7 protein-coding genes and 1 pseudogene are annotated in these 6,451 nt (G+C 74.3%); 1 reads left to right on the top strand and 7 read right to left on the bottom strand.

Annotated features, from left to right (window positions below; genetic code table 11):
- The 3 genes and pseudogenes from G5C62_RS12270 to G5C62_RS12260 form a co-directional block, all read right to left on the bottom strand.
- A pseudogene (locus G5C62_RS12270) lies at positions 1 to 385 on the bottom strand (hypothetical protein); the annotation flags it as partial.
- Entirely contained in the window at positions 382 to 1,293 is a 912-nt protein-coding gene (locus G5C62_RS12265) for an ABC transporter permease (RefSeq protein ID WP_241175858.1), read from the bottom strand. The pseudogene G5C62_RS12270 and the gene G5C62_RS12265, both read right to left, overlap by 4 nt.
- The gene (locus G5C62_RS12260) at positions 1,290 to 2,543 is read right to left on the bottom strand and encodes an ABC transporter substrate-binding protein (protein ID WP_206330607.1); all 1,254 of its coding nucleotides are present in this window, start codon (positions 2,541 to 2,543) and stop codon (positions 1,290 to 1,292) included. Before G5C62_RS12260 ends, G5C62_RS12265 begins: the two co-directional genes overlap by 4 nt.
- Positions 2,544 to 2,739: 196 nt before the next feature.
- Here G5C62_RS12260 and G5C62_RS12255 point away from each other — a divergent pair, with 196 nt between their 5' ends.
- On the top strand, positions 2,740 to 3,348 hold the full coding sequence (locus G5C62_RS12255; RefSeq protein ID WP_241175859.1) for a CDP-alcohol phosphatidyltransferase family protein: 609 nt from the start codon (positions 2,740 to 2,742) through the stop codon (positions 3,346 to 3,348).
- An 18-nt stretch (positions 3,349 to 3,366) separates the two neighbouring features.
- Here G5C62_RS12255 and G5C62_RS12250 read toward each other — a convergent pair whose 3' ends face one another.
- The 4 genes from G5C62_RS12250 to G5C62_RS28700 form a co-directional block, all read right to left on the bottom strand.
- On the bottom strand, positions 3,367 to 4,818 hold the full coding sequence (locus G5C62_RS12250) for an NAD(P)/FAD-dependent oxidoreductase (protein ID WP_164701197.1): 1,452 nt from the start codon (positions 4,816 to 4,818) through the stop codon (positions 3,367 to 3,369).
- Positions 4,815 to 5,093, bottom strand: coding sequence for a zf-HC2 domain-containing protein (locus G5C62_RS12245; RefSeq protein WP_036337926.1), 279 nt, complete (start codon positions 5,091 to 5,093; stop codon positions 4,815 to 4,817). The genes G5C62_RS12250 and G5C62_RS12245 overlap by 4 nt, the downstream gene beginning before the upstream one ends.
- A complete protein-coding gene (locus G5C62_RS12240; RefSeq protein WP_164701198.1) occupies positions 5,090 to 5,653 on the bottom strand; it encodes a sigma-70 family RNA polymerase sigma factor in 564 nt (187 codons plus the stop codon). The genes G5C62_RS12245 and G5C62_RS12240 overlap by 4 nt, the downstream gene beginning before the upstream one ends.
- A gap of 103 nt (positions 5,654 to 5,756) precedes the next feature.
- Positions 5,757 to 6,383 (bottom strand): hypothetical protein, encoded by a 627-nt coding sequence (locus G5C62_RS28700; protein WP_277424777.1) that lies wholly within the window; start codon positions 6,381 to 6,383, stop codon positions 5,757 to 5,759.
- Positions 6,384 to 6,451: the final 68 nt, after the last annotated feature.

The raw sequence follows: 6,451 nt of genomic DNA, 5'->3' as shown, positions 1-6,451 counted from the left end.
GGACTGCAAGCCGCAGGAGCAGGACGTCGAACCCCATCGCCACGACGAACGGGGGCACCACAAGCGGGCTGAGCAGCACTGCGCCGACCAGCACGGAGGCGGGCAGATGGCGGGACGCCAGCGCCCGTCCGGCGAGGGCGCCGAGCGGGGTCGCGAGCATCGCCACCAGCCCACCGAGGGCCAGCGAGCCGACGACACCGGAACCGGCGCCCTGCTCCGCCGCCTCGGCCACGCCGGACAGGCCCCACTCCTGCGGCAGGACCGCCGGAGCCGACCAGCGGTCGGCGAGCCCCCACAGTGCGAGGGGGACCAGGGGCAAGACGAACCAGGCCGCCAGCAGGAGCAGGGCCAGCCCCGGGAGCAGGCGCCGGGCGCCGAGCGTCACCGCCAGCCCTCCATGCGGCGCAGTGCCGCTGCGGCGACGGCCACGGCGGCGAGTGCCAGCGCCGCGGTCGCCACCGCGACGGTCGCGGCCTCCGGGCGGGCGGTCAGCTCGAGGGAGGTGAAGAGCCGGAAGGCCAGCACCGGCAGCGGCTCGGGAGACGGGCGGCCCAGCAGCCAGGCGACCTCGTAGGACCCCAGGACGTAGACGAAGCTGATGCCCGCCGAGGCGACGAGTGCTGGTGCGGCCAGCGGCAGCGTGACGTAGCGGAGCCGGGCCCACGGCCGGGCTCCCAGCACGATGGCGGTGTCGCGGTAGGAGGCGACCCGGCTGGCCAGCGCGCTGGACACCACGAGGGCGATGAACGCCGACTCCTTCCAGGCGTACTCGGCGACGACGGCGATCCACCACCGCCCGCCCACCAGCGGTGGCCAGCCGGTCTCGACGCCCAGCAAGCGGGGGAGGAAGCCGGCGTCGGCGAGGAGCAGCCCGACCGCCGCTGCTCCTACCACGTGCGGGACCGGGATGGTGGCCGAGCTGAGCAGGGCGAGCAGTCGGCCGGAGCGCCGGCGGCCGGTGATGGCCAGCGCCGTGGCCAGCCCCACGAGGGCCGCCAGGACGGTGGCGGCCGTGGCGATCGCCACGGACAGGCCGGCGGCCGTCCACAGGTGATCGGTCGGTGCTCGCCAGGGGTCCAGCGTCAGGCGGGGCTGCCCGACCAGCGGGGTGAGGCCGAGGCTGCTCAGCAGCGCCGAGGTCAGGGCCGCCAGGACGACGGCGCCGGTGGGGACGACCGCGGGCAGGATGAGCAAGAGCGCCCGCCGGCGCGGCGAGCGCCGGGACCGGCCGGTGTGGAGCGGCCCCGCGGTGTGCGTGCGGCGCCCTGGGGCAGCGAGCGGCAGGCCGGTCACGGGTTGGCGGCGAGGACCGTCTGCCGCCATCCCTCCTCCAGCCGGGGCACCCACTCCGCGGACAGCTCGGGGTCGGCGCCGCGGGACAGCTCCTCGTAAGGGGGCACCACGGCGGCGGGCAGCTGCTCGAACGCGGCACGATCTCCAGCATCCAGGCGGGACAGGTCCAGGACGGTGAACTGGCCCCACACCTCGGGCCGGGCCTTGGCCAGCTGCTGGTCGGCGGAGAGCGCCAGGTCGGCGACGACCATCGCCCCCTCCTGGTCGCCGGAGGTCGAGGGGATCGCGAGGAAGCTGGCGTTGCCCAGCGTGCCCTCGTCCAGGGTGAGGACCCGGGTGGTGGGCGGGTAGGTCCCGTCGGCGACGAGGTCGGGAAGCGTGGCGGGCCCGTAGGTCATCGTCATGTCGACCTCGCCGTCGGCGAACAGCTGGTTCAGCTGCTCCCCGGTCTGCGGATAGGTGTCCCCACCCCGCCAGAGGAACGGGGCGAGGTCGGCCAGGGTGTCGAAGAGCCGCGGGGTCAGCTCGTCGTAGGCGTCCTGCGAGTAGGTCAGCGGCACGTCCTCCGGTCCGCCGGAGACGCCGTAGAGGACCTGGCGGAGGAACGCCGACCCGGTGAAGTCCGGGGGCGCCGGGTACGTGAACCGGCCCGGGTTGGCCCGCGCCCAGTCCAGGACCCCCTGCAGCGTCGTGGGTGGGTCCGGGACGGCCGCGGAGTCGTAGACGAGGGTGAACTGGGCCTTGTGCCAGGGGGCCTCGCATCCGTCGACGGGGGTCCCGAAGTCGGTGGTTAGCAACGGATCATCGGGATCGGTCCCCGCCATGTTGGGCAGCATCCCGGTCCAGCCGCACAGCCAGGCGCCGGCTTGTCGCCCGGTGGCGAAGTTCTCCCCGTTGATCCACACCAGGTCAACGTCGCCGTCGGTGACACCCGCCTGCCGCTCGCTGAGGATGCGGTTGACCGCGTCGGCGGTGTCGGCGACCGGGACCCGCCGCAGCGTCACCCCCTGCTCGGCCGCCGCCGGAGCGAGGATGTCGTCGACGTAGGCGTTGCCCTGTTCATCGCCGCCGTACATCCACAGGTCCACGGTCTGGCCTTCGGCTTCCGCCCGGATGTCGGCGAACGAGCGGTCCTCTGCCTGGGGTGCGGCACTGTCGGGCGCCGCGCACGCCGCCATCATCAGCGCCAGAGTGGCCAGGCCGACGGCCGTGCGACCGGCGTGACGCGGTCGGCTGTTCAGTCGGGTCATGGACTGGCCTCCTGGGTCGGTGCTTGTTGGCCGTCGCAGCGGCGACCGGGCGTGTCGGGAACACGCTCGGGTGTTCTCCGGCTTCCCGCCACCGGGCGCGGCGCCCGCGCCGATGATCGACTGTGCCCTGGCAGCGGCGAACGGCCGGTCGTGAACGGACGGGAGGACGCCAGTGCTGGACGGGCCGGCTCGGCGCATGCTCGAATCTCCGCTGGGCCGGCTGGCTGCGGGAGTCGACCGCCCGTGGCTGACCCCGGACCGGATCACCGCCGCCGGGCTCGTGCTGGGACTGGGCTCGGCCGGGGCTGCAGCGTCCCAGGCGTGGGCGGCGGCGCTGGTGCTCTGGCTGCTCTCCCGGCTCGCGGACGGCCTCGACGGACCGCTCGCTCGTCGCCGCCAGGCCCGGACAGGGGAACCGGACGCCGGTGCCGGTGCCGGTGGCTTCTTCGACATCACCGCCGACTTCACCGTCTACGGCAGCACCGTGGTCGGGGTCGCGGTCGGCACCGCGGGGGTCGGTGACGGACCGTGGTTGCCGTTCCTGCTGGTGCTGCTGGCCTACTACCTGAACGGTGCCGCGTTCCTGGCCTTCTCCTCCATCGCCGAGCGGTCCGGTCGCCGGCTCGACGACGGCCGGTCGCTGTCGTTCATCGGCGGGCTCGCCGAGGGGACCGAGACGATCCTGGTGCATGCGCTGTGGCTCCTGCTGCCGGAGCAGGCGTGGCGGATCGCCCTCGTCTGGGCCGTGATCGTGCTTCTCAGCGCGGTCCAGCGGATGTGGGCGGGCTACCGGTCGCTGGGGTGACCCGGTGCCTGCCGCTGCTCAGGCGGGGGCGCGCAGGTCGCACCACGCCCGGCGGGCCCGTACCGCGGCAGCGGTGAGCCGGGACGCCACGGGGCCGGCCAGCCGGGCGCGGACGGTGGCGACTGCGCCGTTCCAGGTGGCGTCGGCGAACGTCGGGTACGCGTGGGTCGTCCCGGCTACCGCGGAGGCCCGCATGCCGTGCCGGACCGCCAGGGTCAGCTCCGCCAACGTCTCCCCGGCCCGCGGGCCGACAACCGTGGCACCGACCAGACGGCCCCGGCCGTCCAGGACCAGGTCGGTGAAGCCGGACGTCTGCCCTTCCGCCACCGCCCTGTCCACGTCGGCGAGGCTCTCCCGGTGCACCGTGCAGCCGGCGGGCGGACCGCCCGAGTCGACGCCGACAGCGGCGACCTCCGGGGAGGTGAACGTCACGCGGGGCACGACCGGGTCGACGCGACGGCGCAGGCCTAGCACGGCGTTGCCGGCCGCCAGGCTGCCGTGCACCCCCGCGGTATGGGTGAACTGTGGGTGGCCGGTGAGGTCGCCGGCCGCCCAGATCCGCGGGTTGGAGGTGCGCAGGTGCGCGTCGACCACGATGGTGCCGTCGTCGGCGAGGTCGACGCCGGCCGCGGAGCAGCCCAGGTGGGCGGTGCTGGGCTTCCGGCCCACGGCCACCAGCAGTTGATCGAAGGCCACGGCATCGCCGTCGGCGAGCAGCAGTTGGCCGCCCCGGCCGGAGTGCACGACCTTCGTCACCGGCTGGCCGAGGAGGAGTCGGACCCCGTCGGCGGCCAGGGCGAGGGCGACGATCTCGGCGGCGTCCGGAGCCTCCTTGCTCAGGATCCGGTCGGCGCCCTCGACCAGGGTGACCTCGGCGCCGAGGCGGGCGAAGGCCTGGGCGAGTTCACAGCCGATCGGTCCGCCGCCCAGCACGGCCAGCCGGGTGGGCAGCTCCTGGAGGTCCCAGACGGTGTCGCTGGTCAGCACGTCCGCAGGATCCAACCCCGCGATCGGAGGGACGGCGGGGGTGGCGCCGGAGGCCAGGAGGGCCTGCCGGAACCGCACCGTCCGGCCCTCGACGTCCGCGGTGTCCGGTCCGGTGAGGCGAGCAGTGCCGGTCAGCACGTGCACGCCAGCGGCCTCCAGCGAGGCGGGGGAGTCACTCGGGGCGATGGCGTCGATGGCGGCGCGCACGTGGGCCATCACCCGGCTGAAGTCGACCCGCACGGCGTCGACGTCCACCCCGAAACGGTCCGCGGCCCGGGCGTCGGCCGCCGCAGCCGCGGACGCCAGCAGTGACTTGGAAGGCACGCAGCCGGTCCACAGGCAGTCGCCGCCGGTGCGGTGTCGCTCGACCAACAGGACCCGGGCGCCCAGGCCCGCGGCTGTCTTCGCGCCGACGAGGCCGGCTGTGCCACCGCCGATGACCAGCAGGTCCCAGTGGGTGTCATCGAAGGCTGACGTGGTCATCGGTGGTCCTCCTCGAGCAGTTGGTCGACGGTGCGGTGCAGGCGTGCCACCGCGGCCGGGTCGGGGCCGACGAGCTGGGACAGACGCAGCATCGCCCAGCGCATCGACCGGAAGTCCTCGGCCGCGGAGGCACAGCGGTCGCACTCGGTCAGGTGGGCTTCCAGGCGGCGGATCTCGCCGGGGTCCAGCGGGGCCGAGGGGTCGGCGTCGAGGTAGCGCTGGAGGCGCTTGGCGGTGAAGTGGCAGGACAGCATCCTGCGCAGGCCGGTGATCACCGCAGGCTCCCTTCGGGCCGGGCATGGGCGCGCAGATGGGCGCGCACCCGCTGGCGCGCCCGGCTCAGGCGGGACATCACCGTGCCGAGCGGAACGTCGAGCAGCCCGGCCACCTCGGCATAGGTCAGGCCGTTGACGTCCACGAGCACGAGCACCGTCCGGAACTTCGGGTCCAGGCTGTCGACGGCCCGCTCGAGGTCGTCGGGCAGGATCTGCAGCACGATCTGCTCCTCGGGGCTGGGCTCGGTCAGCGCGCCGAACGCCGGCCGTGCTCCCGGCAGGATGGCGGTGTCCTCGACGGGATCCGGTCGACGCCTGCGGTGCATGTTCACGTTCGTGTGCCGCAAGATCGTCAGCAGCCACGCGCGCGGGTGGGCGCCGTCGAAGCGGTCCAGCGCACGCCAGGCCCGGATCAGCGTTTCCTGGGTGAGGTCCTCCGCCTCGGCCCAGGACCCGGTCAGGGTGCCGGCCACCCGGAGCAGCACCTCGAGCTCCGGCTCGACATGCACCCGGAACAGCTCAGCCCGTTCCGCGGCGGGACCGGCCGGCGGAGGGGACATGCTGCAGGAACCCGGCGGCGACGACGCGGTGTTCCCGGAGGCCCAGGATGGCGGCCATGAGCTCGATCCGCTTCCCGCCTCCTCGCCTCCCGAGGCAGTGGCCCTAGCGCGGCGGCTGGGCGCGCTGAGCGACGCCGACATCGACGCCCGCCCCGGGCGGCTGCTGGAGGGCGAGCTCGACGACGTCCGCTCCGCCGCGCCGCGGCGAACACATCCAGATCCGGGTCGGCATGGTCCCTTCCGACGTCCGCCGCTGACGGTCCGGGGCAGTGATCTCTGCGGATGCCAGGATCCGGGTGTGGACCTCGGACGATGGACGGCGCTGCTGCGCGCCGACGCAGCGCACCTGCCGCCACGGGAGACGCAGATCCGGGACGCCGCCTGGATCGCCCGCTGCGTCGGCCGCGGTGCGACGGCGCCCCTGGGCCCCGAGGACGTCATCGCGCTCGCCGGCCGGATCTCGCCGCTGCACTTCCGGCGCGGTGAACGAATCCTCGGTGACGCCGGTGCAGGGCAGCCGGGCGTCTGCATCGTCCGCGACGGACACGTGGAGCTCAGCGTCGGGACGTCCCGCGGCAGGGTGGTCGTCGGTGTCCTGCGCCCGGGAGACGTCGATGGGGACCTGCCGCTGCTGCTCGGGATCCCGGTGCCGTACACGGCTCATGCGCTGGACGAGACCGTCTGCCTGGTCCTGTCGCCCGCCGACTTCGAGTCGCTGTTGAGCCAGCATCCGGCGGTGTCCCGGCGATGGCTGTCCAGCGTGGCGCAGCGGCTTGCCACCAGCCACGGCCGGCTGAT

The organism is Modestobacter sp. KNN46-3, assembly GCF_011039295.1.
This window is presented reverse-complemented; position numbering and strand designations above follow the sequence as displayed.

What these genes read in the sequence shown, in the direction of transcription:
- G5C62_RS12260 (WP_206330607.1), bottom strand. Translation starts at nt 2,543, where the DNA reads ATGACCCGACTGAACAGCCGACCGCGTCACGCCGGTCGCACGGCCGTC.
- G5C62_RS12255 (WP_241175859.1), top strand. Translation starts at nt 2,740, where the DNA reads ATGCTCGAATCTCCGCTGGGCCGGCTGGCTGCGGGAGTCGACCGCCCG.
- G5C62_RS12250 (WP_164701197.1), bottom strand. Translation starts at nt 4,818, where the DNA reads ATGACCACGTCAGCCTTCGATGACACCCACTGGGACCTGCTGGTCATC.
- G5C62_RS12240 (WP_164701198.1), bottom strand. Translation starts at nt 5,653, where the DNA reads ATGTCCCCTCCGCCGGCCGGTCCCGCCGCGGAACGGGCTGAGCTGTTC.
- G5C62_RS28700 (WP_277424777.1), bottom strand. Translation starts at nt 6,383, where the DNA reads ATGCTGGCTCAACAGCGACTCGAAGTCGGCGGGCGACAGGACCAGGCA.